Origin of the sequence: Acinetobacter tianfuensis, assembly GCF_003611465.1 — a bacterium.
In the GTDB taxonomy this organism is placed as follows: Bacteria; Pseudomonadota; Gammaproteobacteria; order Pseudomonadales; family Moraxellaceae; genus Acinetobacter; species Acinetobacter tianfuensis.
The window spans coordinates 1-847 of record NZ_RAXV01000098.1 but is presented as its reverse complement, the minus strand read 5'-3'; the positions used below and the strand labels follow the sequence as shown (position 1 = coordinate 847).

The window sequence follows — 847 nt, the reverse complement described above, 5'->3', positions numbered from 1 at the left end:
ACTAGGGTATCGTTACCTTTTCCACCTAATAATGTTTCAGATTTTGAAGCCCCATGAAGGATATCAATATCGTTAGTCCCAACTATATATTTGGTTGCTGTTGGATATTTGCTCAGAAAATCATTGATTTCAATTAATGTACTTTCATCAAACTTTTCATAATTCTCAAAAATAAGTGATTGAAGGCCATCGAATCCTTTCTTAGGAACATCCTGATAAACATTAGTAATATGATCAGTAAACGCTATCAACTCAATGAAAGTATTCTTAATATCAGATGAAAATTTTGTCTCAAACAATTGCTCTACATTTTTAAAATTCTGAATATATCCAATATCACCGTTATCTTTTAATATCCATTCTTTCTCAATTGCATTCTCATATTGCTTATAAATTGCAGTTTGCCCATATAAGCCTTTGTAGATGGAAAAAGTAATATCATCATAAATATTATTAATTGCTTGTGTTGTTTTGATAATATCATCTTCGCGAATATAAAAGAGCTTTTCAGTCTTCGTTCCCATGAAAGAATCAATAACACCGATTTTAGATTTAGCACCATTAAAAGCGGATTGAATTGCTGGATCAATTTGATCAAAACTAATCGTTGGACCACTATTTCCACTGGCAATACCAACACCTTGCCCATTCGAGCTCACCATTGACTCCCATAATCCCTCCGTATACTCATAATATGAAGGATCAGTTTTAGCCCAGGCTTTTAATAATGCAGGTAGAAGTTCTTGTTGTGCTTCAGTTGTCTGAGCAGTCTCATATTGCCTTACTAATTGTTCTAAATTAGATGATTGGACTGCCACCACTCTTCTAGACAAATATCGTCTATTCT

At 33.3% G+C, this 847-nt stretch carries 1 protein-coding gene; it reads right to left on the bottom strand.

The genetic code is table 11. The features are described from left to right. Nucleotides 1-818 (bottom strand): hypothetical protein (locus tag D7V32_RS17040; RefSeq protein ID WP_147394250.1); only part of this gene is annotated, 818 nt, incomplete at its 3' end. Between the last annotated feature and the right edge of the window lie 29 nt (nt 819-847).